The organism is Micromonospora sp. C51 (assembly GCF_018070435.1).
Lineage (GTDB): Bacteria > Actinomycetota > Actinomycetes > Mycobacteriales > Micromonosporaceae > Micromonospora > Micromonospora sediminimaris.
Genome location: NZ_JAGPXQ010000007.1, coordinates 204,042 through 230,985, shown reverse-complemented (window position 1 = coordinate 230,985; position 26,944 = coordinate 204,042). Strand labels below are relative to the sequence as shown.

At 69.8% G+C, this 26,944-nt stretch carries 20 protein-coding genes and 2 pseudogenes; 10 read left to right on the top strand and 12 right to left on the bottom strand.

Annotated features, from left to right (window positions below; translation table 11 throughout):
- Positions 1 to 131 precede the first annotated feature (131 nt).
- The 3 genes from KBX50_RS11645 to KBX50_RS11635 are packed head-to-tail and all read left to right on the top strand — an operon-like array spanning position 132 to position 1,809.
- The gene (locus KBX50_RS11645) at positions 132 to 506 is read left to right on the top strand and encodes a nuclear transport factor 2 family protein (RefSeq protein WP_210937022.1); all 375 of its coding nucleotides are present in this window, start codon (positions 132 to 134) and stop codon (positions 504 to 506) included.
- The gene (locus KBX50_RS11640) at positions 503 to 829 is read left to right on the top strand and encodes a TIGR04076 family protein (protein ID WP_093402130.1); all 327 of its coding nucleotides are present in this window, start codon (positions 503 to 505) and stop codon (positions 827 to 829) included. The genes KBX50_RS11645 and KBX50_RS11640 overlap by 4 nt, the downstream gene beginning before the upstream one ends.
- On the top strand, positions 826 to 1,809 hold the full coding sequence (locus KBX50_RS11635; RefSeq protein WP_210937021.1) for an LLM class flavin-dependent oxidoreductase: 984 nt from the start codon (positions 826 to 828) through the stop codon (positions 1,807 to 1,809). The genes KBX50_RS11640 and KBX50_RS11635 overlap by 4 nt, the downstream gene beginning before the upstream one ends.
- Positions 1,810 to 1,830: 21 nt before the next feature.
- Here KBX50_RS11635 and KBX50_RS11630 read toward each other — a convergent pair whose 3' ends face one another.
- The 9 genes and pseudogenes from KBX50_RS11630 to KBX50_RS11595 all read right to left on the bottom strand — a co-directional run bounded on the left by KBX50_RS11630 (position 1,831) and on the right by KBX50_RS11595 (position 11,539).
- On the bottom strand, positions 1,831 to 3,582 hold the full coding sequence (locus KBX50_RS11630; protein ID WP_210937020.1) for an ABC transporter ATP-binding protein: 1,752 nt from the start codon (positions 3,580 to 3,582) through the stop codon (positions 1,831 to 1,833).
- Positions 3,579 to 5,255, bottom strand: a complete 1,677-nt coding sequence (locus KBX50_RS11625) for an ABC transporter ATP-binding protein (RefSeq protein ID WP_210937019.1) — start codon at positions 5,253 to 5,255, stop codon at positions 3,579 to 3,581. The genes KBX50_RS11630 and KBX50_RS11625 overlap by 4 nt, the downstream gene beginning before the upstream one ends.
- Positions 5,256 to 5,343: 88 nt before the next feature.
- On the bottom strand, positions 5,344 to 6,285 hold the full coding sequence (nudC, locus tag KBX50_RS11620; protein ID WP_210937018.1) for an NAD(+) diphosphatase: 942 nt from the start codon (positions 6,283 to 6,285) through the stop codon (positions 5,344 to 5,346).
- Positions 6,286 to 6,468: 183 nt separating this feature from the next.
- Positions 6,469 to 6,672 carry a cold-shock protein gene (locus KBX50_RS11615; protein WP_210937017.1) on the bottom strand — a complete coding sequence of 68 codons (204 nt, stop codon included), beginning with the start codon at positions 6,670 to 6,672 and terminating at the stop codon, positions 6,469 to 6,471.
- A 310-nt stretch (positions 6,673 to 6,982) separates the two neighbouring features.
- Entirely contained in the window at positions 6,983 to 7,765 is a 783-nt protein-coding gene (locus KBX50_RS11610) for an SDR family NAD(P)-dependent oxidoreductase (RefSeq protein WP_210937015.1), read from the bottom strand.
- Positions 7,766 to 7,992: 227 nt separating this feature from the next.
- Positions 7,993 to 8,391 (bottom strand): annotated as a pseudogene (locus KBX50_RS33800) (cellulose binding domain-containing protein); the annotation flags it as partial.
- A gap of 33 nt (positions 8,392 to 8,424) precedes the next feature.
- A pseudogene (locus KBX50_RS33795) lies at positions 8,425 to 10,050 on the bottom strand (CotH kinase family protein); the annotation flags it as partial.
- Between the two features lie 62 nt (positions 10,051 to 10,112).
- The gene (locus tag KBX50_RS11600; RefSeq protein ID WP_247673491.1) at positions 10,113 to 10,943 is read right to left on the bottom strand and encodes a polyphosphate polymerase domain-containing protein; all 831 of its coding nucleotides are present in this window, start codon (positions 10,941 to 10,943) and stop codon (positions 10,113 to 10,115) included.
- Positions 10,940 to 11,539 carry a DUF4956 domain-containing protein gene (locus KBX50_RS11595; protein WP_210937004.1) on the bottom strand — a complete coding sequence of 200 codons (600 nt, stop codon included), beginning with the start codon at positions 11,537 to 11,539 and terminating at the stop codon, positions 10,940 to 10,942. The genes KBX50_RS11600 and KBX50_RS11595 overlap by 4 nt, the downstream gene beginning before the upstream one ends.
- Before the next feature lie 663 nt (positions 11,540 to 12,202).
- On the opposite strand from KBX50_RS11595, the gene KBX50_RS11590 reads away from it, so the two are divergent.
- Positions 12,203 to 13,774 (top strand): cellulose binding domain-containing protein, encoded by a 1,572-nt coding sequence (locus tag KBX50_RS11590; protein ID WP_210937045.1) that lies wholly within the window; start codon positions 12,203 to 12,205, stop codon positions 13,772 to 13,774.
- 243 nt (positions 13,775 to 14,017) lie between these two features.
- Positions 14,018 to 15,388 (top strand): endo-1,4-beta-xylanase, encoded by a 1,371-nt coding sequence (locus KBX50_RS11585; protein ID WP_210937002.1) that lies wholly within the window; start codon positions 14,018 to 14,020, stop codon positions 15,386 to 15,388.
- A 55-nt stretch (positions 15,389 to 15,443) separates the two neighbouring features.
- On the opposite strand, the gene KBX50_RS33565 is transcribed toward KBX50_RS11585, so the two are convergent.
- On the bottom strand, positions 15,444 to 17,027 hold the full coding sequence (locus tag KBX50_RS33565; protein ID WP_210937000.1) for a glycoside hydrolase family 43 protein: 1,584 nt from the start codon (positions 17,025 to 17,027) through the stop codon (positions 15,444 to 15,446).
- Positions 17,028 to 17,081: 54 nt separating this feature from the next.
- Positions 17,082 to 18,524, bottom strand: coding sequence for a hypothetical protein (locus KBX50_RS11575; RefSeq protein WP_210936998.1), 1,443 nt, complete (start codon positions 18,522 to 18,524; stop codon positions 17,082 to 17,084).
- 427 nt (positions 18,525 to 18,951) lie between these two features.
- Between KBX50_RS11575 and KBX50_RS11570 the strand changes: the two genes are divergently transcribed.
- Together KBX50_RS11570 and KBX50_RS11565 are read left to right on the top strand one after the other, a co-directional pair.
- The gene (locus tag KBX50_RS11570; protein WP_210936996.1) at positions 18,952 to 20,115 is read left to right on the top strand and encodes a cellulose binding domain-containing protein; all 1,164 of its coding nucleotides are present in this window, start codon (positions 18,952 to 18,954) and stop codon (positions 20,113 to 20,115) included.
- A gap of 170 nt (positions 20,116 to 20,285) precedes the next feature.
- Positions 20,286 to 21,662 (top strand): glycosyl hydrolase family 18 protein, encoded by a 1,377-nt coding sequence (locus tag KBX50_RS11565; protein ID WP_210936994.1) that lies wholly within the window; start codon positions 20,286 to 20,288, stop codon positions 21,660 to 21,662.
- Positions 21,663 to 21,752: 90 nt separating this feature from the next.
- Here the strand turns inward: KBX50_RS11565 and KBX50_RS11560 are convergent, their stop codons facing one another.
- On the bottom strand, positions 21,753 to 23,582 hold the full coding sequence (locus KBX50_RS11560) for an RICIN domain-containing protein (RefSeq protein WP_210936992.1): 1,830 nt from the start codon (positions 23,580 to 23,582) through the stop codon (positions 21,753 to 21,755).
- Between the two features lie 270 nt (positions 23,583 to 23,852).
- On the opposite strand from KBX50_RS11560, the gene KBX50_RS11555 reads away from it, so the two are divergent.
- Genes KBX50_RS11555 through KBX50_RS11545 form a run of 3 tightly spaced genes read left to right on the top strand, consistent with a single transcriptional unit; the run spans position 23,853 to position 26,916 of the window.
- On the top strand, positions 23,853 to 25,100 hold the full coding sequence (locus KBX50_RS11555; RefSeq protein ID WP_210936990.1) for an extracellular solute-binding protein: 1,248 nt from the start codon (positions 23,853 to 23,855) through the stop codon (positions 25,098 to 25,100).
- A gap of 17 nt (positions 25,101 to 25,117) precedes the next feature.
- Entirely contained in the window at positions 25,118 to 26,098 is a 981-nt protein-coding gene (locus KBX50_RS11550; protein ID WP_210936988.1) for a carbohydrate ABC transporter permease, read from the top strand.
- Positions 26,095 to 26,916, top strand: coding sequence for a carbohydrate ABC transporter permease (locus KBX50_RS11545; protein ID WP_210936986.1), 822 nt, complete (start codon positions 26,095 to 26,097; stop codon positions 26,914 to 26,916). The genes KBX50_RS11550 and KBX50_RS11545 overlap by 4 nt, the downstream gene beginning before the upstream one ends.
- Positions 26,917 to 26,944: the final 28 nt, after the last annotated feature.

Here is a 26,944-nt window from a genome sequence, read left to right as displayed (position 1 = left end):
CGTCGCGGGGTGCTGGGCGGCCAGGTCTCCTGAGCCATCAACGGCAACCCGATGAAAGCCACACCCAGCACCCCCGGATGAGCCAACCCTACGAACTGGGCGGTCATCACGATCAAGAAGGTAGGACCCCGATGAGTATCGACGAACTCACCAGCACGATCACCGACATGTACCGATCACTGGGGGATCGGTCCGCCTTCGACGCCCACCTGCACCCCGATCTGACCATCTGGGAATCCGACGCCGACCGGCTGCTCACCGGGCTGGCCGCGCTGGACGTGCTGCGTGACCGCCGGGCTGCCGAGACCACCGGACCGGCACCGGTCAGTGTCGCTCCGGAACAGCTGCACGCCGAGTCGTGGGACGACACCGGCCTGGCCCGGTACGTGCTGCGGGCCCGGCACGCCGACGACCGACCGGACGTCTGTTTCCGGGTCACCGATGTGCTGCGACGCGACGACGCGGGCTGGCGGATCGTGCACCACCACGCGGAGGCCCTGCGATGAGCGACGACCAGCCCACCACCGACGTCTACGACCTGCGGATCGTGGTGGAGCGCATCGAGGGGCGCTCGGTGTGCGGCATGAAGCCGGGCGACCACGTCGACCTGACCGAGTCGTGCCGGTTGCGCATCCCCGAGGGCCAGCACTTCTGCCTGTACGCGCTCGCCGCGTGCCTGCCGCTGCTACCGGCCAAGCAGCGGGCCCTGGACGACGGGGACTGGATGGCCCGGGACAGCCACGTCGCCTGCCCCGACCCGGAGGAGCGGCTGATCATGCGCATCGAGCGCACCGGACGGCGGCAGATCCCCACCGAGGAGCTGACGTGACCCGCCTGGTGGGCGTCGGCCTCCAGTCGGACAAGTCCGCCGACGAGTACGCCGTGCTGGCCGAGTTGGCCGAACGGCACGGCTTCGACGTGCTGTCGGTCTTCGGTGACCTGATGTACCAGCCGCCGCTGTTTCCGCTGCTGGTGGCCGCCCGGCACACCCGCCGGATCCGGCTCGGCGCGGCCTGCCTCAACCCGTTCACCCTGCACCCGGTGGAGGTGGCCGGTCAGGTGGCCGCCCTCGACCTGGCCTCGCACGGCCGCGCGTACCTCGGCCTGGCCCGGGGCACCTGGCTGCAGCAGGTCGGGGTGGCGCAGACCCGGCCACTGCGGCGCATCGCCGAGACGGTGCAGATCGTCCGGCGGCTGCTCGCCGGTGACGACGGTGGTTTCGTCGGCCGCGAGTTCACCGTGGCCCCGGGTACCGCGCTGCGGTACACCCCGGCCCGGTCGGACGTGCCGGTGCTGGTGGGCACGTGGGGCCAACAGACCGCCCGGTCCGCCGCCGCGTTCGCCGACGAGGTGAAGGTCGGCGGGTCGGCGAATCCGGCGATGGCCAAGACGATGCGGGCGTGGCTGGACGAGGCGGCCTCGGGCCGGGACACCGGGGTGGTGCTCGGCGCCGTCACCGTGGTCGACACCGACGGTGCGCTGGCCCGACGGATGGCCCGCACCGAGGTCGCCATGTACCTCGCGGTGGTGGCCGCCCTCGACCCCACCGTCGAGGTCGACCCGGAGTTGCTGGCCCGCATCCAGCAACACGTCACCCGCCGCGAGGACGACCTGGCGGGTGCGCTGATCGGTGACGACCTGCTCGACCTGTTCGCGTTCTCCGGTACGCCCGAGCAGGTCGCCGCGCAGGCCGCGGCGGTCTTCGACGCCGGGGCGAGCCGGGTCGAGTTCGGCACCCCGCACGGCTTGACCCCGCAGCGCGGGATCGACCTGCTGGGTCGGCGGGTACTGCCGCTGCTACGCGACTGACGGTCGGACGGGTGGGCCGGGTCAGCGTCGCCAGGCCGACCAGAGTTCGGCGTACCGGCCGCCGGCCGCGACCAGATCGTCCGGGGCGCCGAGTTCGACGATCCGGCCGTGCGCCATCACGGCGATCCGGTCGCAGGTGTGTGCCTGGCTGAGCCGGTGGGCGACCACGACGGCCGTGCGGCCCCGGATCAGGGCGGCGCTGGCCCGTTCGAGCTGTCGGGCCCCCGCGCTGCCGGCCTCGGCGCTGGCCTCGTCGAGGACGACGATCGGTGGGTCGAGCAGGGCGATCCTGGCCAGCGCCACCTGCTGCGCCTGACCGGCCGTGAGCGGGTGTTCGCCGTCGCCGACCCGGGTCGACAGCCCGTCGGGCAGGGCGTTGACCCAACTGTCGGCTTCGACCAGCCGCAAGGCGGCGTGCAGGTCGTCGTCCGAGGCGGCCGGAGCGGCGAGCCGCAGGTCGTCGGCGAGGGTGCCGGCGAAGACGTGGACCTCCTGGGTGACCACGCCGACGGTCCGGCGCAGCTCGGCGGGATCCAGCTCGCCGATCCGACGGTCACCCAGCCACACCTCGCCCTCGGCGGCGGGGAAGACGCCACCGAGGATGGCCGCGAGGGTGGTCTTGCCGGCTCCGCTCTCGCCGACGATCGCCAACGACTGACCCTCGGCGATCTCGATCGAGACGTCCTGCACGACGGCAGGGCCGCCGGGGTAGCGGTGCCACACCGACTTGGCGGTGACGCTCGCCGGCAGCCACCCGGAGACCGGCCCGGCCGGGCGCGTCGCGGGTACGTCGAGCCCGGAGATACCGACGAGCCGCGCGAGCGCCGCGCCGGCCGACTGGATGTCGTTGAACGACATCAACAACAGGCCGAGCGGGCCGAAGAGTCGATGGAACAGCAGCGCCGCGGCGGTGACGTCGCCGACCGTGCTGTCGCCCGCGCGTACCAGCAGGAAGCCGGTGAGCAGCACGGCGGTCAGGCCGAGCGCCTCCGCGTAGTTCATCGTGTTCGCGAACCAGAGGAAGCCCCGCACCGCGCGCAGGCGCGCCACCACCGCGTGCCGGGAGGCCTGCTCGACCCGTCGGCTCTGGCGATCCTGCATGCCGTACGCGTGCACCGTCCGGGCACCGGTGAAGGTGTTCAGCAGGCTCTGCGTACGCACCGCCGCGGCCTCCCGTTCGGCGGCGTACAGCCGTTTCGCCTGCGGCACGAAACGGCGCAGGCTCAGCACGTACACCGGGAAGACGACCAGGAACGCGGCGGCGATGCGCCAGTCGAGGGTCGCGAAACCGGCGAAGGTGATGACAACGGTGACCAGTGCGGTGAAGATCCCGGCCGCCAGCCGTACCGAGTCGGTCACCCGCTCCACGTCCTCGGTGACCCGGGAGGCCACGTCGCCGGACCCGGCGCTCTCCAGCCGGGTCGCGTCCATCCGCAGCGCCCGGTCGAGCACCTCTTCGCGGAGGTCGGCACAGGCACGCATGCCCCACTCGGTGACCAGCCAGTTGGCCGCGCCGGTGAGGACCGCGGCGGCCAGGCCCGCGCCGAGGATCAACGCCGAGGTCAGCAGCAGCGAGCCGACGGTGCCACCGGCCACCACCAGGTCGACCAGCCGGCCGAGCAGGATCGGCACGACGACGGCCGCGACACTGGCCGCCGTGGCCGCCGCCACCGATGCCCAGGCGAGCAGCGGGTAGCGCCGCAGGGCCCGCCAGAAGGCGGTGAGGGTCTCCCGGCCGGTCGCGACCGGCAAGATCGTTGCTCCCGGGGTCATCGCAGCACCACCTCCGCGTACGACGATTCGGCGAGCAGGTCGCGGTGCCGCCCGACGGCCGCCACCCGACCGGCGCGGAGGAAGACGACCCGGTCGCACCGGTCGAGCAGCGGTGCGCTGGTGGTGACCAGGACGGTCGCCCGGCCGTCGCCGGTCCGGTAGGCGCGGATGCCGTCGGCGATGGCGTGCTCGGTGACCGCGTCGATCGCCGTGGTCGGGTCGCGGAAGACGGTGACCGGGCGGTCGGCCAGCAGCGCGCGGGTCAGGGCAAGCCGCTGCCGCTGGCCGCCGGAGAGGTTCAGGCCGTGGTCGACGAGTTCCCGGTCGAATCCGGCGTCGTCGGCGAGCAGGTCGCCGACGGCGGCCGAGGCCATGGCGGCGCGCAGGGCGGTGTCGTCCCGGTCGTCGCCGGTCTGGAGCACCTCCCGCAGCGTGGTGCCGAACAGGTCGACGCCGTGCGGTTCGACAAGCACGGTTCGCCGCAACGAGGCGAGGTCCAGCTCCCGCATCGGCGTGCCGGCCAGCTGCACCTCGCCCCGGTCCGGCGGCCGTGCCCCCGCGAGCAGGTCGGTGAGATCGTCGGCGGTGCCGGTCTCCGCGGTGACGATGCCGAGCAGCTCGCCGGGGGCCACGGCGAGATCGACGCCGTCCAGGCCCGGCGCGTGCACCCGGTCGAGGCGCAGCGTTCCCGGCCGGGCGGGATGCGTCCCGGACGGCACCCGCTCCGGGGCGGCGAGCACCTCGGCCACCCGGGCCGCGCTGGCCCGTGCCGTGGCCAGCCGGAAGACGCAGTCGGCGAGGTTGAGCACCGGATCGGTGAGGAAGGTGGCCAGCCCGACGACCGTGATGAGCTGGCCGACCGTGATCCGTCCCGCCAGGGCGTACCAGCCAGCCAGCGCGGCCACGGCGGTGATCAGCAGGCCGGTGGTGAAGGTGGACGCGCCGACGAACGTGGCACCGGCCTTGACCGTCCCGATGCCGGCACGCAGCGACGTACGGCTGGCCGTGCGGTAACGGCCGACGGCCTCGTCGACCCCACCGAACCCGCGCAACGGTCGCAGCCCGCGCAGCAGGTCCGACGCGACGGCGGCGGCCCGACCGACCGCCTGCTGCTGGGCGGACGTGCGGCGACCCACGATCGGCCCCAGCGCGTTGAGCCCGAGCACCAGGATCGGCACGCCGACCACCAGGCCGAGCCCCAGCGACAAGTCGATCCGCAGCAGCACGACCGTCGACACCGTCAGCCCGACGAGCGCGCTCACCCCCCGGCTGCCCAGTTCGAGCAGTTCGGCGGCGGACTGGGTGTCGGAGGTCGCGATCGACAGCAGCTCCCCGCTCTGGCGGCTGGTCCGGACGCCCTGACCACCGACCACCCGCCGGACCACCCGCATCCGCAACTCGTGCGACTCCTCGGTCACCGCCCGGGACAGGAACCAGAAGCCCGACCGCCAGCCCATGGTGAGGGCGGTGAACAGCGCGAAGATGCCCAGTACGGACCAGAGCATCGCCGAGGTAGATCCGGTTCCGACGGCCTGGTCGATGACCAGGCCGATGGCCACCGGGACCAGAGCCTCACACAGCTGGTGCAGAGACCAGAACGCGGCGCACAGCGCGGTGTCGCGACGCTGCCGCCAGAACATTCGGCGGATCAGTCGCCCCGTGGTCTGTGTCATGCCCCCGCCTCACGTTCGCTGAGTTAGGGCAGGCTAACCTGCTGTCCTCGCTGATTGCCATTCGCGGGTACACCGTGCGGGCCAGGTCTCAGACCTCGGCGTGCGGCAGCGGTGGCCGGTCGAGCCCGGCCCACGAGCGCAGCAGCCGACCGCCGATGGAGTCGGCCGGTCCCGAGCCGGGACCGCTGCGGACGCGTTCGACGATCTCGGCTCGGGTGAACCACCGGGCCTCCGACAGTTCGCGTCCGTCCACCGCGATCGTCTCCTCGACTGCCCGGGCGACGAAACCGACCATGAGACCGGCCGGAAACGGCCATCCCTGGGAACCCTGGTAGGTGACCGCACCGACCGTCACGCCGGCCTCCTCACCGACCTCGCGACGGACGGCGCCCTCCAGGCTCTCGCCGATCTCGACGAAGCCGGCGAGCAGCGAGAAGCCGTCCGGGCCGGCACCGTGATGGCGGGCGAGCAGGCAGCGTGGCTGCGGACCGGGGGCTTCCACCAGCACGATGACGGCGGGCTCGATCCGGGGGAACAGCTGCCGACCGCAGTCGGGCCCCTGGCAGACCCGCAGGTGACCGGTTTCGGCGCTGACCGTGGCCGCGCCGCAGGTGCCGCAGTATCTGGCGTGCCGGTTCCAGTAGAGCAGGCCGCGCGCGTACGCCAGAGTCGCGGCGAGTGGCTCGGGCAGGGTGGTGGCCAGTCCGCGCAGGTCGGCGCTGCGGTGCGCGGTAGCCAGGCGCAGCGCCTCGGTCTCCTCGACGTCGCTGAGATCGGCGGCGAAACTCGCCGTGGTGCCGTCGAGGCCGAGCAGGGCGGTCTGACCGGCCGCCACCACCACGGAGCGGGCGGGTGGACCGGTGAGGCGCACCGGCCTGCCGTCGGCCGTGAGCAGTGGCCGGTCGCGCCACATGGGTAGCACCTGGCTGTCGTCGCGGTCGAGCAGGTCGGCGACCCGGGCCGGGTCGGCGCGCAGGCCCGCGGCCCGGTCGTGGGGTGTCGCGGTGTACGCGAGGCCGTGGAACACCATGCCGCCGATCGTGCCGGACGCCGCGGCGGGCGCGGTCACCGGCCTCGGAGAGAAGCGGAATGGCGCGGCACCGGAATCATCGGGCCACGACGCGGTAATCCGGTACCGGTGAACAATTGACCAATTGCCTCCCGGGTACGGCTATTCGCTGAACCAGTCGAAACGCCGTACCCGGGAGTCACCTCAGAGGGGGCGGATGTTCTCCGCCTGAAGGCCACGCTGGCCCTGGGCGACATCGAATTCCACCCGCTGGTTCTCCTCCAGACTCCGGAAGCCGCTGGCCGAGATCGCCGAGAAATGGGCGAACACGTCGGCGCCGCCCCCGTCCTGGCTGATGAAGCCGAAGCCCTTGTCCGCGTTGAACCACTTGACGGTGCCCGAAGCCATGTCTTCTCCTCGCAGGCTGTCGAAATGCCGCACGTTGCGGCCTTTCGTGGGTCGCCGCGTTGATCACCCGTGTCCGGAGAGGACGAGAAAACAAAGAGCGCCCCAGGGTTCGGATACCCTCAGGCGCTGGCGACGTCTACGGAAATCAAAACTGCAACGTGGCTCACCATAGCATGGAAATGAGTCAACCGGGCCTGATGAGCTGACCGATCCTCGCTGTACCACCCGCTAAAACAGGTTTCTCCGTGACGTGGAGGGCTGCTTCGCCCCCGCGGTACGGGACTGTTTCGTTCCGGGTCGCCGGGGTGGGTCAGGGCAGGATGGCGTCGACGTAACCGCCGTCCACCCGCACCGCCGCGCCGGTGGTGGCCGAGGCCAGCGGCGAGGCCAGGTAGACGACCAGGTTCGCGATCTCGGCCGGCTCGATGAGACGTTGCAGCAGCGACTGCGGGCGGTGCCGGAGCATGAACTCCCGCTGCGCCACGTCCCAGGGCAGGTCGTCGCCGACGAGCGAGCGGACGAACTGCTCGACCCCGCCGGTGTGGGTGGGCCCGGCGATGACGCTGTTCACGGTGACCCCCGAGCCGGCGGCCTCCTTGGCGAAGCCCCGCGACACGCCCAGCAGGGCGGTCTTGGAGACCCCGTAGTGGATCATCTCGGCCGGGATCACCACCGCCGAGTCGCTGGCGATGTACTGGATCCGGCCCCAGCCGCGCTCGCGCATCCCCGGCAGGTACGCCCGGGTCAACCGGATCGCCGCCAGCACGTTCACCTCGAAGTACCGCCGCCAGTCGTCGTCGGTGATCTCCATGGCGGGCTGGGCGCCGAAGATGCCGAGGTTGTTGACCAGGACGTCGACCTCAGGGAGCGCCTCGACCGCCGTGATCGCCCCGTCGGCCGTGGTCACGTCGGCCGGTACCGCGACGAAGTCACCCTCGCCAAGCTCGGCCAGGGCGCGGTTCACCGAGTCGGTGGAGCGTCCGTTGATTCCCACCCGGGCTCCGGCCGCGGCCAGCCCGGCGGCGATGGCCCGGCCGATGCCCTGGGTCGAACCGGTGACGAGCGCCGTCCGGCCAGTAAGATCAATTCGCATACCGGCCATTCTGCCGAACCGAGACGGCGTCGACGGTCGGGTCGTGCGCGTACCAGGCGTGGCCCCTTGGGGCAGCGACGACGTCGGTCGGGCCGCGGCGGTCTCCGGCAACGGCGACACGGCGGGTCACGGAGGGCCGCCCGGCACCGGACCGCCAGTTGTCCGGTACCGGGCGGGTCCGCCCGACGAGCCACTCGATGTGCTGTTCGGCGACCGGGGCGAGCGGGTCAGTTCGCCGTGCAGGTCGGTGTGGGTGTGCTCGGCGTGCCGGTGGTGGAGCCGAGGAAGCCGAACGAGGTGCTGGCGCCCGCGGCGAGGTTGCCGTTGTAGCTGACGTTACGGGCGGTCACCGCGGATCCCTGGCTGGTGACGGTCGCGTTCCAGGCCTGGGTGACCGTCTGCCCGGCCGGGTACGTCCAGGTCACGGTCCAACCGCTGATCGCCGAACCGCCCGCGGTGACCCGCACCTCGCCCTGGAAGCCGCCGGACCACTGGTTTGTCACCGTGTAGGTCGCGGTGCAGCCGCCTCCGCCGGGCGGTGGGGTGGTGGGCGGTGGGGTGGTCGGCGGCGGCGTGGTGGGCGGTGTGGTCGGCGGGGGCGTGGTCGGCGGGGGCGTGGTTGACCCGCCCCAGCCGGCGGTCGAGTCCAGCCAGGCCGCGCGGCGGAGCATCCAGTCCCGCATGAACTGGACCTGCCCCTGCCAGGTCGGCGCGGTCGGTGTGATGAACGGCCCGACGTTTCGGTTGCTCAGGTTGGGCCAGCGCTGGAAGTTGCGCTGTGCTCCGTTGGTCAGCGGCCCGGTGAGGGCGTCGATGCGGGACTGCAACGACGCGTCGGAGAGCGGACCCCGGCGCAGCGCCTGCCAGCGCACCCGCACCTCGTTGACGAACGCCGGATCGCGCATCAACTGCGTGTACCAGTCGTTGGCCACCGGCTGGCGGACCTGCTGGTACTGCCAGCCGGCGGTCTGGTCGTTCTGGAAGAAGCCGCCCACGCCGAAGCTGAGGTCGTAGTCCCAGAGCGGCCCGGCGAAGATCTTGGTGTCGCGGTCCTTGTGGAAGTAGGCGCTGCGGATGTAGGAGTCCATCTCCCGGCTCAGCTCGTTGATGATGAGCTGGTCGATGAAGGAACCCACGTCGATGTACGCCCGGTAGCCGCTCACCGGATCGGCGAAGTTCGGTGCCCGCAGCACGTTGTGGAACTCCTGGATGTGGTTACGCAGCCAGTCGCGTTGCTCGGGCTGCAGCGGCGACGGGTCGGCGACCTCAAGGTAGTTCCAGCAACTCGCCGCCGGCCCGGTGCACGGCAGGGTCGGCTCCTCGGCGGCCATCCACTCGAACTTGAAGATGTAACCGCCGGTGATCTTCGGCAGGGTCCGGTCGTCCTCGCGGAGCTGCTTGAGGTCGAGACGGTCCTTCGAGTTCTTGATCGTCTCGACGAGCATGTAGACACCCATGTAGTCGTCGGAACCGACCGGCCCGGCGTCGGTGTTCAGGTAGAACTCCGCAAAGGCGTACCGGGGTGCCGGCAGGCCCATCTGCCGCCCGAGGTCGTAGACGAACGCCTCCCGGATCAGTGCCTTGTCGCTGAACGGCCCGCGTAGCACCCAGTCGGAGTCGGCCGGCATGCCGAGCACCGGATAGTCGGCGTCATCGTCGGCGTTGTCCCAGAATTCGAGCCGGAACGGCGTCTTGGCGAACATCGCCGACGACTGCCCGCGCAGCCGGAACCCGGCCCGGGTGGCCACGGTTGGTGCGGCGGCCAGGGAGGTGCTGCCGCCGCCCGGCTCGAAGATCATCGTGGTGGCGTCGAAGTACTCCCGGTCCGGCCGGCCGGCACCGTACGAGTCGATCAGGACTACCGGCAGGTCGTGTGTGGTGCTGGTGTTGCGCGCGACGTACATGGCGGTGCCGGGCGCACCCGAGGCGGTCTGCCCGACGAACGCCTGGGCCCGCAGTTGCGTCGTACGGGTGAAGCGCAGCGCCGCGCCGGAGTAGAGCGACGACTGCGCGTCGGGCAGGCGTCCGTCGGTGGTGTAGCGGATCTGGGCACCACTGACGGTGGTGCTCAGCGACACCGAGACCTCGCCGGAGAAGGTGCCACTGGGAACGGAGAAGCCGATGTCGCCGACCAGGTCTTCGGCTGCCTCCGCAGCCGCGGCGGCGTCCGCGGCGGTGCGGGAACCGGTGGTCCGGTCGACCGGGATGGTGGAACTGGACGTGCCGGCGAGGGGCTCGGCACCGGCCGGTGCCGGCGACGGGACGAGGAACCCGGTGACCAGCACGGCGACGGCCGCGATCCCCGCGATGCGCAGGGGTGCCGCCGAGGTGCCGACGCTGCGGTCGGTCAGACGCACGATGCCTCCTGAACGGGACGGTGGGTGGTGGCGGTCGGTGCCGTGCCCACCGACGGGGTGGTGCGGAAGTGCCGACGGAGCGTCCGGCGCCAGGGCGAATCCGGCAGGTCCGGACGCAGCGCGGCCAGGCCGGTGGCGTACTTGGAGATGCGGGCGGGCCGCAGCCCTCGCTGCCACAGCAGCCGGTCGGCGGGCGATGCGGCGGCGCTGGTCTTGGTCTCGACCACGGCCAGATCCGGCAGGTGCAGTGAGGTGCCGCCAGCCTGCCAGGCGAGCCCGGTGTCGATGGTGACCCGGCTGGCGGTCGCCGGCAGCAGCAGTGTCGCCCGCCGGTAGCTGGTGACCAGCACCGGGTCGAGGGCGCTGCCGGCGGGCGGGCAGATCGCCTCCCGCGCGAGCGCCTCGTCGACGAATGCGCGACCGGGAAGCACTGTCGTGCGGTCGTGCGGATCGTACGGCAGCCGGTGTTTGGTGATGCTGTCGCGCGCTCCGCTGATCTTGACCTCGAGCCAGCACTGGGCCGAGTCGAGGTAGGTGCGGGTGCGCACCTTGAAGCGGCGTCGCCGCCGGTAGGCCGCGCAGTGATAGCTGGCCAACCTCGGGGTGTCGAAGTAGACCGACTCGTAGCGGAAGCTCCGCGCACCGTCGATCTCCAGCACCCGTGCGTCCGGGATGAGCTGCTCCAGCAGGTGTGGCAACCGGTCGAGCGGGACGAGGTACTTGCGGTCCACCCTGGTCTGCAAGGCGGCCCGTTCGATGAGTTCGGTCAGCCCGATGGTGTCCATGGCCGCCAGGGGCGCGGTGATCGGCTGGATGCTCATCGGGCGGCTCCCGCCTTGGCCGGCGTCGCGGTGGCTCTGGTCGCCCGGCCCTTGACCGAGTAGCGGACGTCGACCACGGTGGTCTCGTTGACCAGGTCGAGTCGCTGCACGGTGGCGACGTGCACGCGTGCGCCGAGCAGCTGCTCCAGTTGGGCCACGAGGGTCACGTGGTCGGTCACGGCCGAGTCGAGCACCATGATCTGGTGCCGGTAGTGGCGGAGCAGCCGGGGATGGTCGCCCAGGAACATCACCACGAGGATGAGGCCCATCAGCCCGGCGCTGAGCCAGACCGAGGTGGTGCTCAACGCACCGAGGATGCCCAGGGCCAGCGCTGAGAAGTAGTACGCGACCTCGTGCTGGTCGAGCTCCGTCGACCGCAGGCGGATGATCGACAGTACGCCGAACAGCGCCAGCCCGAGCCCGAGCCCTGCGCCGACGTTGCTGGCGCTGAGCGCACTGGCCACCGCGAGGACACCAACGTTGACGCCGAGGTAGGCGACCACGAGATCGCGGCGGCGGTGTCTCGGGAAGTAGAGCCCGAAGACGAGCAGCACCACCGCGCCGATGTCGATCGCGAACAGGATGAGCTGCGACATCTGGTGTCTTCCTCCTGGGTTCGCTGTCGCGCCGGCCCCGTCTCACCTCGTCGGCACGAGCTGCGGCCAGGCAACCGAACGCAACCGAAAGTCTCGGTAAACTTGCGGGAACTATTCCGGGAATAGTAATGGGACGCATCGAACCGGGTCAATGGCAATGTTGTGCCAACCTGGACTTTTGGCGCGCGTCAGGCGCATCCGTGATCGTCCGGCTGGGGCCGGTCGGCTGGTCAGGACGCGATTCGCGGGCGAGTGGACCAGCCGTGGACCGTTGGTGAACCAAGGGTAAACAACCCCAGGCGGCTGTCGCTCGCCGCGAGCGCGGCCGGCCGGGGTTGTTGGTGGTTGTGGACCGCCCGCTCCGGCCGTGATCGTCCACGTGGCCACCCCTGGCGCGCCTGAGGTCAGCGCGCTGTGGCTCGCCCCGACCGCTGCTCCGTACCGATAGTCACCGAAACTGTATTGACACGTTTCGTTTCCCGGCTCGAAACTTACCCTCGGATGACGATCGATGAACCTCGATCAATACCGTTCTCTTCGGTGTCCGCCCGGAAGGGGTCTGGAGTGACTGCGAAGCTTGGCCGCCCACGGAACCGTTCGGTGGCCGTCGTACTGGCAGTGACGGCGCTCGCCCTCGCCGCAACGACACTGACGGTGGCGGAGATGGGCGTGGCCCGGGCCGCCGGCGGCCTCGCGGTCACCTCCTCGGTGGAGGACGACGGCGTCGACTGCCCGACGCCGAATCCGGGAACGATTGCGGCCAACCCCAGGCTGCCCGACCCCTTCCGGCGCCTCGACGGGAGCCGGATCTCGGCCAAGTCGGATTGGCGTTGTCAGCGAGCCCAGACCAAGCAGCTCGCGCAGCGGTACGTCTACGGTGAGAAGCCGGCGAAACCGCAGACCGTCAGCGGCACGGTCTCGAACACCAGCATCACGGTGAACGTGGCGCACAACGGCCGTACTGCCAGCTTCTCCGCGAGTGTGCAACTGCCCAGCGGTGGCAGTGGGCCGTATCCGGCCGTCGTGGTGCTCGGTGGGTTCGGCGCGGACACCGCCACCATCCGGTCCGCCGGTGCCGCCGTGATCAGCTATGACCCGCTCGCGGTGGGGCGGGAGGGCACCCCCCGCAACAACAAGCAGGGCGCCTTCTACAGCATCTACGGCTCGTCGAGCAGCAGCGGACTGTTGGTCGCCTGGGCCTGGGGCGTCAGCCGGATCATCGACGTCATCGAGCAGTCGGGCGGAAACATCCTCCGCGCGGACGCGACCGGGGTCACGGGGTGCTCGCGTTACGGCAAGGGCGCCTTCGTGACGGGCGCTTTCGACCAGCGCATCGCCCTGACCATGCCGATCGAGTCGGGCAGCGCCGGCTCGCCGATCTTCCGCGGTATCCCCGGCGAGTCCGGCGCCCAGCCGTTGAGCAGCGCGTACGGCGAGCAGCCGTGGCTCGGTGACGCCTTCGGGTCGTACACCGGTAACCCGGCGAACCTGCCGATCGACACGCACCAGACGGTGGCCATGGTGGCTCCGCGTGGACTGCTCATCATGGACAACCCGCACATCGACTGGCTGGCCGCCCGATCCTCGAGTGTCGCCGCGCTGGCCGGCGCGGAGGTCTACCGGGCGCTCGGCGCGGGCGACAACATCAGCTACTGGTCCGACGTCCAGGACGGCACGCACTGCGCCTCCCGGTCGGAGTGGCGTACCCCGTTGCAGCAGAACATCCAGAAGTTCCTGCTCAACACGGGCAGCTCCACGGGCGTGTTCCGGATCTCCAGCCGTAAGGCCGGCAACCTCTCCGAGTGGCGGGACTGGCAGACCCCGACCCTCGCCGACGGCCCGACCACACCGCCGACCACGCCTCCCACCACGCCCCCGACCACGCCTCCCACCACGCCGCCGACCACCCCGCCGACGACGCCTCCCACCACGCCACCGGCGAGCGGTGCCTGCTCGGCCTCGGTGTCCGTCAACCAGTGGACGGGTGGCTTCGTCGCCACCGTCCGGGTCGCCGCCGGCTCGGCCGCGCTCAACGGCTGGGCGGTCACCATGACACTGCCCTCCGGTGCCGGCGTCACCAACTCCTGGAACGCCCAGCGCAGTGGTTCCAGTGGAGCGGTCACCTTCAGCAATGTCAGCTACAACGGGTCCGTCGCCGCCGGGCAGTCCACCGAGTTCGGTTTCCAGGGCACCGGCACCGGCAGCGGGATGACTCCCACCTGCGCCGCCCGGTAGCTTCCGGCGCTACGCACCGGGTGCCTGGGCATGGCGGCGAACGCCGTCATGCCCAGCGACGCTTCGAAACTTCCGGTGGAACTTCCGGAAATCATTGACGTGCGTGAAATCTCGCTGCAATACTTCGGCCCAGTAAGGCCGATGCGATCCCTTTGGCCGAGGTGCGCACGGTCCACCCTTTCCGCACTCATACGTCCGGATTCATGCTGCCCACATCGGGCCACCGGACCCGGAAGGAGCGTCATGGCCAACTCTTCCCGAGCACCCGGACGGTCGAGGCGACTGCGCGCCGCGCTCGTCGTCTCCGCCGCCGTCGGCCTGCTCGCCACCGCGGGTGCCGTGGTCCTGCCCGGCAGCGCCAGTGCCGCGAGCACCCTTGGTGCATCGGCGGCTGAGAGCGGTCGTTACTTCGGCACCGCCGTCGCGGTGAGCAGGCTCAACGACTCGGCCTACACGACCATCCTGAACCGCGAGTTCAACCAGGTCACCGCCGAGAACGAGATGAAGATCGACGCGCTCCAGCCGAACCAGGGGCAGTTCAACTACGGCAACGCCGACCGGCTGGTCCAGCACGCCCGCAGCCAGGGCATGCTGGTCCGGGGACACACTTTGGCGTGGCACTCCCAGCAGCCTGGCTGGATGCAGAACATGTCCGGCACCACGCTGCGCAACGCCATGCTCAACCACGTGACCCAGGTCGCCACCCACTTCCGGGGGCAGATCGAGTGGTGGGACGTGGTGAACGAGGCATTCGCCGACGGCGGTAGCGGCGCGCGGCGTGACTCCAATCTCCAGCGCACCGGCAACGACTGGATCGAGGCGGCCTTCCGCGCTGCCCGGCAGGCCGACCCGAACGCCGACCTGTGCTACAACGACTACAACATCGACAACTGGAACGACGCGAAGACTCAGGCCGTCTACCGGATGGTCCAGGACTTCAAGAGCCGCGGCGTGCCCATCGACTGCGTCGGCCTGCAGTCGCACTTCACCGGCGGCTCGAACTACCCCAGCAACTACCGCACCACGCTGTCCAGCTTCGCCGCCCTCGGCGTCGACGTGCACATCACCGAGCTGGACATCCGCAACGCCCCGTCCGACGCGTACCGCAACGTGGTGAACGACTGCCTCGCCGTCGCGCGCTGCAAGGGCATCACCGTCTGGGGCATCCGCGACTCCGACTCGTGGCGCTCCAGCGAGAACCCGCTGCTGTTCAACGGCAGTGGCCAGAAGAAGCCGGCGTACGACGCCGTGCTCACCGCGCTGAACAACGGCACTCCGCCCACCGGCAACCCGACGACCCCGCCGCCCACCGGCAACCCGACCACTCCGCCGCCCAGTGGCGGGTGCACCGCGACGGTGACGCCCGGCCAGGTATGGGGTGACCGCTACAACACCTCCGTGACGGTCAGTGGGGCGAGCACCTGGTCGGTGGTCGTTGCCATCACCCCGCCGCAGCGGATCTCCACCACCTGGAGCGGCAGCCCCACCTGGGACAGCAGCGGCAACGTGATGACGATGCGTTCCAACGGCAGCGGCAACACGTTCGGCTTCACCACGATGATGAACGGCAACTCCAGCGCCCGACCGCAGATCAGGTCCTGCACCGCAGGCTGACCGGGCCGAGCCACACCGGCCGTGCGGGGCTCGCCCCGCACGGCCGGTCCGTCTGTCACGGGGTTGCCGGAGCAACCGGCTCGCCGGACGACGTCGGCTGGTAGTCGAACCAGTCAAAGGCGGCAGTGCCCTCGGTGACGTACAGACCGAAGACCCGGCCGGTGAAGCCCGCGGCAACCTCGGTGGACAGGTAGCGGCCGTCGAGCTCGGCCAACACCACCGTCTCCTGCTCGGTATCCACTCCGAAGACAACCATGTCGCAGGCGGATGGTCGTACGCCGAAAGGCGCTCCGGGTGCCGTCGTCTGGTCCGCGGCGGTCACTGTCGGCGGCAGCAAGTCGCGGGTCCGGGTGGAGACGGTCAGCGTGACCGGCCCGGACGGCACCGATCGCTCGCCGAACACCTGGCGGAACGGCCCGACCCGGCCGACCACCCGCACGGTGCCGGCGGCGACCTCCAGCTCGTAGTGGTGTGCCTCGTCCATGCGCAGCACCAGTCCGGCCCGGCCGGAGCCAGCGTCGAGCCGGACGCTGGCCCGGCAGTCGTGATGCAACTGCCGGTGGGCGACCATCGTCGCCCCGGCACGGTCGAGGGTCGTACCGTCGGCGTGCAGGGTGAGCCAGCCGGGCCGTTCGGTCAGCGACCAGTTTGCCTGTGGTCGGTGTCTTAGGGAGATCCAGTTCGGTGCCAGCTCGGCGCTGTCGAAGTCGTCGCGGTGCCCGCCCGGATCGGGGCAGGGGGCGAGCGCGGGCGGGCTACCGGCGGGGGCGATCATGAGTTCTTCGACCGGGTCGACCACCGGCCAGCCGTTCACCCACCGCACCGGCACCAGAAAGGTCTCCCGGCCGAGGACATGGTACGGCGGCCACTGGCCCTTGGCGCGGATGCCGAGCAGAACCATCCACCAGCTACCGTCTCCGGCCTGGACCAGGTCGGCGTGGCCGGTGGCCTGCACCGTGCGCTTCATGCCTCGATGGGTGAGGAAAGGATTCACCGGTCCCGGCTCGAACGGGCCACGGATGCTGCGGGACCGGGCGATGGAAACCGCGTGTCCGGTGTGCGTGCCGCCCTCGGAGACCAGCAGGTACCACCACTCGCCGATCCGGTACAGGTGTGGAGCCTCCGGGTACTGCCCACCGGTGCCGGACCACATGGACACCGGGCCTTCCAGGACGGTGCCGGCCTCCGGATCGATGCGATAGGACTCCACCCCGGAGACGGTGAGCCAGCAGTCTCCGTTGTCGTCCCAGGCCAGCGAGGGATCGACGTGCGGCAGGTCGAAGTAGACCGGGTCCGACCACGGGCCGGCCGGGTCGGTGGCGGTGACAAGCAGGTGCCGACCGATGCTGACGTTCGTGGTCACCAGCCAGAACCGGCCGTCGTGGTGGCGGATGGTCGGTGCGAAGATGCCGCGCGAGGCGTGCGTGTCGACGGCCAACTCCAACTGGCCGGGACGGTCGAGCACGTTACCGATCTGCTGCCAGTTCACCAGGTCCCGGCTGTGGAAGATCGGTACGCCCGGGAAGTACTCGAAGCTCGAACAGACCAGGTAGTAGTCGTCGCCGACGCGACAGATGCTCGGGTCGGGATGGAAGCCGGAGAGTACGGGGTTACGGAAAGTGGTGGAGGAGGGCGTCACGCCGACCGATGCTATGCACCTCGGTGCGGACCGTCAGATCGGTGCGGGTCCTGATCAGCCGTAGCCGATCGGTTCGGTGATGGCCGAGTAGGCCGGCTGACTGATCCCGGTGGCGCTGGTCGCGACTACCCGTACCCGCAGCCGACTGCCGGCGTCGGCCTCGGTGACCCGGTACGTCCTGCCGGCGGCGTCCGGGATCGACACGCAGACCGGTTCGGAGTGGTGGCAGCGTTGCCACTGGAAGGCGTACACCAGGTTCCGCTGGAACGGCCAGACCCCGGGCGTCGCGCTTCCCCACGATCCGTAGGGGTCGATCGGGCTTTCGAGTCCGCTCAGTTGCGGCGGGATCGCGTTGAACGGCACCGGAGCCGATTGGTACGCGCCCGGGTCACAGCCGCCAGCCAGCGAACTGCGGCGGTGCTGGCCGTGCTGGTCGGTGCCGTCGCAGAGCGGGTCGCCGGCCGGGATGCTGCCGCGGATCGTGCTCGCCACGCCGAGAGCGTGCGTCGGGGTCGTGCCGGGAGCCAGCTCCGCGACGGGGCGCAGGTCGATGTCGACCGCCGCCACCTGCCGGCCACAACTGCCGTCGGCACTGACGTTGTGGTCGGCCAGGTCGATGACGGGCGAGTGGATCAGCACGCAGTCTCCGCCGGCATTGCCGGTGAACAGCGACGCGGTGATGTCATGTGCATGGTTCGGATCGCCGGAGGTCACCAGAGCGGCTGGCCCCTGGTTGCCGGCGACCGTGGTGTGCCGCAGTCGCAGATCTCCGTGCGCGACGAGGATTCCGCTCGCGCCGGTACCGGCCGTGTTGTCGGTGATCGTGGAGTCCGTGATCCGCGTCGCCGAGAAGGCCGCGTAGATGCCGCCACCTGCGACGGCGCGGTTGCCGCCAACCGTGGACCTCTCCAGCGTCAGCCCGTGGAACCGCGAGAAGATCCCGCCACCACCGGACCGAGCGCTGTTTCCGCTGATGATGCTTCCGCTGACCTTGGTCGTGGCGTAGGCCGCGATCCCGCCGCCGACCTCGCCCGCGTTGTGCCACAGCCGAACCTGCCGCACGGTCAGCGATCCCGCACTCGTGATTCCACCGCCGTCGAGGGCGCCGGCGCCGACGCCGTTGACGATGCTGAGGTCCGCCACCTCGAGTGCGCCGCCGTCCCACGAATTCACCACGGTGGCGCGCTGGTGTCCGTTCAGGACGGTGATGTCCATGCCGGCACCGATCAGGCTGACCGCGAGGCCGTCCGGGATGATGACGTTCTCGTCGTACCAGCCGGGCCCGATCCGGACCGTGCCGCCGGAGGTGACCCGGCCCACGGCGTGGCTGACGGTGCGGCAGTGCACGGCCGGGATGCCGCATTCGGCGGAATCCGTACCGGTGAGGGCGACGGCCACCTCGGCGAGCGGCCCGTCGGCGGAGGCCGATGCCGGCGTGGCGGGCAGCCCGGCGGCGACCGCCATGACGAGGGAAACCGTGATTCGTGTGCCGGACAAGCCAGCCATGCTGGACCTTTCGACAGGGCGACCACCGAAGCCCGGGTGGCATCAGCGTACTGACGCGGCGGCTCCACGGACTGACCGCATGTCGACAGTGGATCCTGGCGGGCCACTGCGGAGCCGAAGCGGTTCATTGACTGCTGTCTGTCTGCCGTCGTACCGTCGCAGCGTCAGCCATCGATGATGGGCAGGGCGACCGAGCCGGCGCCATGTCCGCCGGGCGACTTCTCGGGCACGGTCGCCGGGCGAGATGGGCCGCGATGAGCCAGGATCAGCGCCGCCGGCGCGATCCGGGCCACGCACACGCCGCTGCCGGCTGCCGCCTCCGTACGCGATCACGAACCGCACGTCGGATCCGCCGCTGTCGTGAACGCGAACAGTCCCGGCCGCCCATGCGGCGGCCAGGACTGAAGGAGGACCAAGGATGAAAAGCACCCGCCTCGCCCTGCTCGCCGCCGCGGTGGCCAGCACCGTCGTCACCGCCGCCGTCGGAGTCGCGGTCGCACATGCCGCGACGGTCGGCTGCGCCGTGCGATACACGGTCTCCGCCCAGTGGCAGGGCGGCTTCAACGCCGACGTGACCATCACCAACCTCGGCGACCCGGTGTCGTCGTGGCGTCTGACCTGGGCCTACGCCGCAGGACAGCGGGTCACGCAGGCGTGGAACGCCACTGTGACCCAGGACCTCGCGCAGGTGACCGCGGCGAACGTGTCGTACAACGGGTCGATCGGCCTCAACGGCACCGCGAGCTTCGGCTTCAACGGCTCGTGGAGCGGCAGCAACCCGGTACCGACCGCGTTCGCGCTCAACGGGGTGACCTGCACCGGCTCCAACAACCCCGGTCCGACCCCGACCCCGACGCGCACCACTCCGCCGCCGGTGCCCGACTATCCCCCCACCGGCCGGTTGTGTGACAGCGACGATCTGATCGAGATTGGCAAGTACTGGATCCCCAACAACCAGTGGGGTGCCACCGGCGCCACCGGCAGCCAGTGCATCTGGTCCAACGGAGGCCCGGGTGACCCCATCTACTGGGGGACCAGCTACACCTGGAGCGGCGACCCGAGCAGCGTCAAGTCGTACGCGGCGGCGATCCTCGGCTGGCACTGGGGTTGGCGGCGGCCGAACACCGGGCTGCCGGTGCAGCTCTCCGCGAACCGTGACGTCAACACCAATTGGCGCTTCAACGTCACCGCTGACGGTGCCTCGAACATGAACGTCGCGTACGACATGTGGTTCCACCCGATGGCCAACCCGGGTTCGGCGGACCAGCCCACCGACGAGCTGATGATCTGGCTCTACCGTTCCAACGCGTCGCCGGCCGGCAGCCGCCAGGGCACCGTCAGCATCGCGGGTACCACGTGGGAGGTCTGGCGTGGCTACGTGGGCACCTGGAACGTCTATTCCTACGTGCGGACCAGCAACACCACAAGCGCGACGCTCAACATCCGCGACTTCACCGACGACGTGGTGTCCCGGGGCTGGATGAGCCGCTCGAAGTACCTGACAAGCGTCCAGGCGGGACCGGAGATCTTCACCGGCAGCGGAGAGGTCAACACGACGCTGTACCAGGTCACCGTCGGCTGATCCGGCAGCAGCTTCGATCGAAGGACGTCATTGACCATTACCGTAAACACTCTTTAAGATTTGGCTGCCTCGAGGAACCAAGCACCCGTACGCCACGGCCGGTCATCGGCGGCTCCACAGCGACCGGCCGTGGCGGCACGGCACCCTCACCTGCCACGGGAAGGTCCTCGATGTCGTCACCACGTCCCCGGCCACGCTCGGCCCTCGCCGCCGGTCTGCTCGCGCTGGTCACCGCCGGCGCCACTCTCGCCGTCGCCCCGACCGCCGCGCAGGCGGTGGTGCTGCCCAACAACTTCAAGAGCGTGGGTTACCTGCCGTCCTGGACCGGCAACGTCAACTCGGTGCAGTACACCAAGCTGACCCACATCAACTACGCGTTCGTGCTGCCCAACAGCAACGGCACCCTGCGCGCGGTGGAGAATCCGAGCAAGCTCACCTCGCTGGTGTCGCTGGCCCGGGCGAACAACGTCAAGGTCTCGATCGCCATCGGCGGCTGGAACGACGGTGACGACAGCGCCTTCGAGGCGCTCGCGACCAACGCCGGCACCCGCACGACGTTCGTCAACAGCGTGGTCAACTTCGTCAACCAGTACGGCCTCGACGGCGTCGACATGGACTGGGAGTACCCGGACCCGGGCACCTCGGCCAACAACTACAGCCTGCTGATGCAGCAGTTGAGCAACGCCTTGCGCCCACAGGGCAAGCTGCTCACCGCAGCGGTCGTGGCGGAGGGCTACTACCGCGACGGCGTACCGACGTCGGTCTTCAACCACGTGGACTTTCTCAACATCATGGCGTACGACGGCGGTAGCCCACACGCCAACTACGACTGGTCGATAAACGCGGTGAACGGCTGGAAGGCCCGCGGCCTGCCGGCCAGCAAGGCCATCCTCGGGGTGCCCTTCTACAGCCGACCGGGCTACTACACGTACACCCAGTTGGTCGGCATGGACCCGGCCAACGCCAACCGGGACTGCACCACCGTCGGCGGCGCTCAGCAGTGCTACAACGGCGTACCGACGGTCAAGCGCAAGACCCAGTGGGCGATGACAAATGCCGGCGGCATGATGAACTGGGAACTGACCCAGGACACCGGTGGCTCGACGTCGCTGGTCAGCGCGATCTACGACACCGTGATGGGCGGTTCCCCGCCGCCGACCGGCCGGACCGGCCAGATCACCGGCATCGCCGGCAAGTGCGTCGACGTCGCCGCTGCGGCCACCGCCAACGGCACCGCCATCCAGCTCTACACCTGCAACGGCACCAACGCGCAGCGGTGGACCGTGGCCACCGACGGCACCCTGCGCGCCCTCGGCAAGTGCCTGGACGTGACCAGTGCCGGCACCGCCAACGGGACCCCGATCCAGCTCTGGGAGTGCAACGGCACCGGTGCCCAGGTCTGGCAGGCCCAGTCCAACGGCACGCTGCGCAACCCGGCGTCGAACAGATGTCTCGACGCCACCGGCAACAGTTCCGCCGACGGCACCCGGCTCCAGATCTGGGACTGCTTCGGCGGCGCCAACCAGGTCTGGCGCCTACCGGCCTGACCCGCCCGCCCGGAACGCCACGGCGGCACCGTCCCGGTGGGGACGGGGCCGCCTCGGCCGGCGGGCTCGTTCATCGGCCGGGATCGGCGGTCACCGGCCCCACAGCCGCCAGGTCTGGTTGAGTGGGCTGCCCTGGCCCAACGGGTTGCAGGTCCACTGGTGGACCGGGGCGCGGGGCGCGGTGGAAATGGTGCTGACATCGACGCACTTGTTGCTGTGTCGGGCCACCAACTGGTAGTCGTGTGGGTCGTTGCCCGAGTACGTCACCTTGCGCAGGGTGAACTGCTGGTTGAGACCACCGTGGCAGCCCCACTGGTGCACCGCCGCGCCGTCGGCGGTGGACACCCCGTTGACGTCCAGGCACTTGCCGGTCTGCTGGTTGACCACGGTGTAGGTGTTCGCCACCCCGGAGACCGGCTGGAAGTTCCACAGCTGCTGGTCGCCACCCTCGCAGTGGAACTGCTGCTGCACGTTGCCGTCGGCGGTGTTGCGGTCGGTGTTGTCGAGACACTGCTGGGAGTGCTGTGCCACGGCCACCGACTGGAAGCCGCCGTCGGCGGGCGGCAGCAGGGTCAGCGTGTAGGTGTCGGTCTGGTTGGCGTAGGGCACCGTCACGGTGGCGTTGTTGCCGCTCACGCTCACCACGCTGTTCGAGACGGTGATCGGGCCCTGCACCGCGCCGCCGCCGTTGTGAGGAATCCGTTGGGTGAGCACCCGGACCTGGTTGTTCTGCACGATGCCCGTGGTGTCGAGCCGTTGCAGGTTGACGGTGAGGTTTCCGGTGGTCCGGCCCCCACCGAGCAGCACCTTCGCCGAACCTGTCGCCTTGGTGGCGAAGGCGTCGTACGACGGGCTGGCCGAGACCGAAACGATCTGCCCGGTCTGCGAGCCGTAGAAGCGGTAGACCCACCACTCGCCCTTCGGCTGATGCTGTCCGGCCGAGTTGCGCACCAGCAGGTTGCCCAGGTCGTTGTGCAGGTTGCCGGCGCTGGCCCAGTTAGCCCGCAGGCCGTCGGCGCGGGCACGCTCCAGGCGGGCGATGTACCAGGCGCCGTCGGCGGGGTTCTGCTCGTCGGGGGCGGCGTACTCGTTGATCTGGTAGGGCCGGGGGTGCGGGATGCCACGCGGGTCGAGGGTCGCGTTGGCGGCGGCGACGTTGGCCACCGGATCACCGGGCAGGGCGTGCCAGCTGACGATGTCCGGCACCGTGTTGGTCGAGCGGACGAAGTCCAGGTACTGGTTCCAGAAGGCGTGGTTGGTCGAGGGTACGCAGGCGCAGCTCGGCCCGACGATGAGCTGGTTGGGGAACTCGGCCCGGATGCGCTGGTAGGTGCGGCGCCACAACTCGAAGTACTGGGAGATCGGGCGGTTCCAGAAGAGCGTGATGTTGGGCTCGTTCCAGATGTCCCACTGCACCGTCAGTCCGGCCGCGCGTACATCGCTGATGACCCGGTTGAGGAAGTTGTCGTAGTCGGTCCAGTTGCCGTTGTCGCCGGGGAAACGGGAGATCGCGGCACCGTCGGCACCCCACAGGTCGTGCGGCAGGAGGATGAATTCGCCGCCGAGAGCGTTGGTCCGGCGAGCCTGGGCGAGGGTGGAGTTCCACCGGCGTTCGTAGTTTCCGCCGACCCAGCCGCTGCCGGGCAGTTGTGCGCCACCGGCACGCATGTACCGGAACTTCACGTCCCGATAGAAGTGATCGGCCGGGCCGGAGGCGTTCTCGGTCATGCCGTAGATCCAGCCGGCCGCGCGGTACGTCGGTGCGCCGCTGGTGCCCGAGAAGTTCACGCTTATCGACTCGTCTGCGGCCTGGGCCGGCGTGGAAACCGCGACGACGGCGGTGGCCGCGAGGATACCTACCGCGATTCGGGCGGCGAGGCGGCGGAGAGATCCTGGTCTGCTCGTGCGGGGGAGTGGCACTGGGACTCCTTTGCGACGGGAGCACGTCCGAGGGCGGAGGGCTGCGGCGAATCGATTCGCTGCGGAGCGTAGGAGTTTACGGTTGTAAATGTCAACGCCGTGACGCCAGCGTGAAGCGGAAGTTTCGCCCCGTGGCGGACCTCGTCTCGCTCGCTCTTGACCGGGTCGCTCGGTCGGGCCTATGGTCGGCCGAACCGATTCGGCGAATCGGTTCGACAACAGGATTGATATCGCGCACCTTCCGGTACAGCGATCGAAGCGAGGCGTCAGATGACCCGATCCATCCCGCGCGGGCGTGCCATCGGTGCCGCCCTGGCGGCAGTCGCCGTCGTCGCCGCAACCGTCGCCTGCTCCACAGAGCCCCCGTCGACCGAGGCCGGGGGGACGTACTCCATCTGGGACCCGTACCCGCAGTTCACCGACGATTCCGACTGGGTCCGACTGCTCAAGGACTGCGGTACGTCGGCCGGAGTGACCGTCGAACGGACCGGCTACGACACCACCGACCTGACAAACAAGGCGTTGCTCGCCGCGCAGCAGGGCAACTCCCCGGATGTACTGATCATCGACAACCCGGTGATCTCCACCCTCGCCGAGGCCGGTGCCCTGACCACGACCGACGAGACGAACCTCGACGTGTCGGCGATGGAACCCAACCTGGTCGGCGCCGGGCAGAGCGGCGGCAAGACGTACGGCGTACCCATCGGTGCGAACACCCTCGCCCTCTACTACAACAAGGACCTGCTGACCGAGGCGGGAGTGGACGTCGCCACGGTGACGGACTGGCCCTCACTCACCGCGGCGCTGGTCAAGGTCAAGGCGGCCGGCAAGAAGGGCATCACCTTCTCCGCGATCGGCACTGAGGAAGGCAGCTTCCAGTTCCTGCCGTGGTTCTGGGGCGCCGGTGCCCAGTTGACCGCGTTGGACGCGCCACCGGCGGTGGTGGCGTTGACCCTCTGGAGCGACTGGCTGGCCGCCGGCCACGCCCCCAACTCCGTCATCAACAACACGCAGACGACCAGTTGGCAGGAGTTCGCCAGCGGCGACTACGCGTTCAGCGAGAACGGCACCTGGCAGCTGGCCAACGCGGCGAAGCTGGATTTCGAGTACGGCATCATCCCCATCCCGGCCCGTGCCGGCGGCACCGCCCCGGCACCCGCCGGCGGTGAGTTCATCTCCATCCCGGTACAGCGCGACACCGGACGGTACGCCACCTCGAAGCAGTTGGTCACCTGCCTGACCAGCGGCGACAACCTGTTCACCACGGACACCACCCTGTCCTACATCGCCCCGGTCGCTGCGGTGCAGGAGCAACAGGTGGCGGCCAACGCCGAGCTGAAGGTCTGGGTCGACGCGGTGAAGGCGGCGAAGGGACGCACCGGCGACGATCTCGGGACCCGGTATCCGAGGATCTCCGAGCCGTTGTGGACGGCGGTGCAGTCCGCGCTCAGCGGCGCGCAGACGCCGCAGGAGGCGCTGTCGGCCGCGCAGCGGGCCGCCGTGAGCGCGACGAGCTGACCAGGCACGCCACCGACATGGGAATCGACGTCACCCGTACCCCGCGAGCCGCGACGGTGGGCGAGACCGGTGGAACGGCGAGCACCGCCCCACCGGCACACCGACGCCGTCGCCACCCCAGCGGTTCCCGGTGGGCGGCCTGGGCCTTCCTCGCCCCGGTGGCCGGCTACCTGGTCGCCTTCTACGCCTATCCGCTGTACCGCAACGTCGAGTTGAGCCTGCGCGAGTACACCGTCCGCTCCTTCGTCCAGGGTGGTGCGCCGTTCGCCGGGCTGGACAACTACCGGGCGGTGCTCTCCGCGCCGACGTTCCCGTCGGCGTTGCTCAACACGCTCGTCTTCACCGTCGCGTCACTTGTCTTCCAGTTCGCCATCGGGCTGCTGCTGGCGCTCTTCTTCCATCGGCACTTTCCGCTCTCGCGTACGCTGCGCGCGCTGTTCCTCGTACCCTGGCTGTTGCCGTTGATCGTGTCGGCGTCCACCTGGTCGTGGCTGCTCAACAGCGAGGCCGGGGTGGTCAACGCCGGGCTCGCGCTGGTCGGCGTGGATCCGGTGAACTGGTTGACCTCACCGCGGTGGTCGCTGGTATCGGTGATCATCGCCAACATCTGGATCGGCATCCCGTTCAACCTGGTCGTGCTCTACAGCGGCCTACAGGCGATCCCGCGTCCGCTGTACGAGGCGGCGGAGCTGGACGGAGCCGGCGGCTGGCAGCGCTTCCGGTGGATCACCTGGCCGCTGCTGCGCCCGGTCTCGGCGATCACACTGCTGCTCGGGCTGGTCTACACGCTCAAGGTCTTCGACCTGATCTGGATCATGACCAGGGGTGGCCCGACCGATTCGTCGACCACCCTGGCCACCTGGTCGTACCGGCTCGGGTTCGGCAACCTGCTGCCCGAGTTCGGGTCCGGAGCGGCCGTCGGAAACCTGCTGATCCTGTTGGCGGTGGCGGCGGGCGGGCTCTACATCGGCTTCGAGCGTCGGCAGCGGCTGTCATGAGCCGACCGACGCGTGGCTGGTGGCGAACCGGGCTCGGAGTGATGCTGACCGGGCTGATGCTCTTCCCCGTCTATTGGATGATCAACGTCTCGTTCACCCGGGACCAGGACATGCGCAAGAGCCCGCCGTACCTGTTCCCGATCGACGGCACCCTCGACGGCTACCGAGCCGTGCTCAGCCAGCAGTTGCCGTACGTCGGCACCAGTCTGGTCGTCGGGCTCGGCACCGTACTGCTCACCCTGGTCCTGGCCGCCCCCGCCGGGTACGCGCTGGCCAAGCTCCGGCCGCCCGGCGGCGGGGCGATCCGGTTCGTCCTGCTGATCGCGCAGATGATCCCCGGCATCATCATGGCGATGGGCTTCTACGCCATCTACCTCAACCTCGGCGTGCTCAACACCGTACCCGGGTTGATCCTGGCCGACTCGACGATCGCGGTCCCCTTCGCGGTGCTGATCTTCACCGCCTTCATGTCCGGGATACCGGACGACCTGATCCAGGCCGCGCTTGTCGACGGCGCCAACCGGCTGCGGACGTTCTGGTCGGTGGTGCTGCCGGTGAGCCGCAACGCGATCGTCACCGTGTCGCTGTTCGCGTTCCTCTGGGCCTGGTCCGACTTCGTCTTCGCCGCCACGCTGGCCAGCGGTGGCGGCCATCGGCCGATCACCCTCGGCATCTACCAGTACATCGGCAACAACAACCAACAGTGGAACGCGATCATGGCCACGGCCGTGGTGGCGTCCATTCCCACCACCCTGCTGCTGGTCCTGGCGCAACGCTACGTCGCCGCCGGGGTGACCGCCGGCGCCATCAGGGACTGATCCGGCCGGCTCTCGGAGCAGTCGCACC